The organism is Mesorhizobium sp., from assembly GCF_004962925.1.
Lineage (GTDB): Bacteria > Pseudomonadota > Alphaproteobacteria > Rhizobiales > Rhizobiaceae > Mesorhizobium.
On the sequence record NZ_SUEO01000271.1, the window covers coordinates 1 to 2,151 of the forward strand.

Here is a 2,151-nt window from a genome sequence, read left to right on the forward strand (position 1 = left end):
CAATCACCGTCAGCGGTCAGATCTACAAGCTGCGCGACAATCTTTACGGCGCAAGCGGATGGTACGACCGTGATCCCGTTGCGACGGTCGATCTGCCCGTGGAGAAGGCGCCATGATGCGCTTGGTGGTTTCGGCGCTTGCGCTGCTGTTCGCTGCCGCCGTGCTCTACGGCATGCAGCACACGCGTCCGCTCTACAGCGACATTACCTCGCCGATAGTCTCTTCGGGCGGCATGAACAAGCGTGTGGAGGCTAGCGCGTTCGCGCTTTCGCTGGACAGTGCCAGGACAGCGCGTGTTCTCAATGTCGAGACCTTCGGGAAGTCAAAGACCTACACGAGTTCCGGCGTATGGGTTGTGGTGGAAGGCGAGGCCGAGGCGAAATTCGAGACCTTGGGTCTCACATCGGGCGAGTGGCTGAGCAGCAGCGGCGTCCGTTATGTCTTGACCGACAGGGTGCCGGCAACGATCGAAATGATGCCAGGCGATGCCTACCAGCCCGGCCTCCCACGCCGCGTCCTTCTGGTGTTCGAAGTACCGGAGGATGCCGTCGCCGGCGGGACCGTAGTGGTCGCACGCACAAAATTGCTGCCGCTCGACGACGAGATCCGCATCGCCACGAGCGCTTCCGGCAAGGATATCGAGCCTGCCATCACCATCCGCCGCAACGACCAAGGACCGCCATGGACAGTTCTCCCGCAAAGGTGACGTTAACGCGACGAGGCTATTGGCTGAGCATGGCGGCGCTGGTGGTTGCCGTGCCTGCCGCACTCGCCGCGCAGACGTGGGGAAGCATCAAGGACTGGCGTTCCCAACATTTGCGCCAGCCGGTATCTGGGACCTTGGGGCAACCCATCGACTATGCCGGCGCAAGCTGGACCGTGACGCGCCTCACCAGACTGGCAGGCAAGGGGAGCACCGTCTTCCTGGCCGAGTTCGAGGCCCTCGCTGCTGACCCGAAGGCGCTCGGTGCCGTTCCATGCCAGGTGCGGCTTTCCGATGAAAGCGGTCGCGAATGGCAGCCAACCTTGTTTGCCGATCCGGTGGTCACGCAGCAGTATCCGGATGTAAGGAACCGGTCCCTGTGTGGCGGTGTCGCGTTCGCGGCGACGGAACCCGGCAAACCGGCACGAATGGCTGCCAGCTTTTTGATCCCGCCTGGCGCGAGCAGCCTCACGCTATCGATCGCCCTCTATTCGGCGCTGCCGGATTATCTCAGCGTGAGCGAACCGCAGACCTGACGCCATTCGCTTCGCCAGCCATGGCGACCGCGGTTTCGAGCACGGCTGCAAGCAGCGCCACCCGGACTACGTCGAGCAGGATTCCTCCGTCGAGGTCGCTTGGGCTGCCGATGAACAGGCTGATGGTGTCGGCGAAGATCTGCCAGGTTGCGAGATCATGCGCTCCGATCAGCCTTGTCAGGCCATACCATATCCAGGCGCCGACCCAGGAGATGGCCTGATAGGCGATGACGAAGGTGACAAGCGTGGCAAGGCCGGCACTGAGCGTCAGCTTGAGGCAAGTCCAGACTGGCGAGTAGCGGCTGCGATAGCCACCAACGAAATGGGTCGCGAAATCCTTCAGCCACCTCTGCCAGGAGGTCGTGCGCAATGGCGCAGGAGCGGGAGCGGCCGGCGCTGAAAGTTCATAGCCGTTGATGATCGCGGCCATCACCAGCCAGACAATCGGCAGCAACGCGAAAAAGAAAAGATTCTGAAGCTGCTCTCCGAAGGGAAGCGGCCTGAATTCCACGGGAACGAACCGGCCGGCCGCGGCCGCCGAAGTGATCGGCGCAAGCAAATCGAGGCTGAGCTGTTGCAGCGCGGCGCCTGCGCCAAGCCAACGGATGAACTGGTCTTTCCATTCGCCGAGCGCGTAGAGACCGATGAAGACCCAAGTTGCGTCCGTCGCGACGATCAGCAGCCGCCAGTAGGGGTGAGAGGCGCGAGCATTCAGTCGCTTGGCGGCAAAACGCACCAGCCAGCAAATGACGATCGACAGTACCACGCCGCTCGACTGAAGAATGGCGAAGATATCGACGCTCTTGCCGAGTTCGGCTTGGGCCAGCGCCATGCGCGAATATTCGCGAACCGTATCGCCAAGGAAACCCCAGGCGGCATAATAGGCGAAGAACGGCAGGATCGCGGCCGCGG

3 protein-coding genes are annotated in these 2,151 nt (G+C 62.5%); 2 read left to right on the top strand and 1 reads right to left on the bottom strand.

All coding sequences use genetic code 11. From position 1 onward, the window contains the following. The first annotated feature begins 112 nt into the window (after positions 1-112). Positions 113-706 (top strand): hypothetical protein, encoded by a 594-nt coding sequence (locus E5W87_RS32100; protein ID WP_292406973.1) that lies wholly within the window; start codon positions 113-115, stop codon positions 704-706. A gap of 29 nt (positions 707-735) precedes the next feature. Further along, positions 736-1,239: a hypothetical protein gene (locus E5W87_RS32105; protein WP_292406976.1), complete on the top strand. Its 504-nt coding sequence runs from the start codon at positions 736-738 to the stop codon at positions 1,237-1,239. Here the strand turns inward: E5W87_RS32105 and E5W87_RS32110 are convergent. Beyond that, positions 1,214-2,151 (bottom strand): hypothetical protein (locus E5W87_RS32110; RefSeq protein WP_292406978.1); only part of this gene is annotated, 938 nt, incomplete at its 5' end. The two genes, E5W87_RS32105 and E5W87_RS32110, sit on opposite strands and share 26 nt — an antisense overlap.

Bases quoted from the DNA above. Each gene is read 5' to 3' on its own strand.
- E5W87_RS32105 (WP_292406976.1), top strand. From the start codon at position 736: ATGGCGGCGCTGGTGGTTGCCGTGCCTGCCGCACTCGCCGCGCAGACG.
- E5W87_RS32100 (WP_292406973.1), top strand. From the start codon at position 113: ATGATGCGCTTGGTGGTTTCGGCGCTTGCGCTGCTGTTCGCTGCCGCC.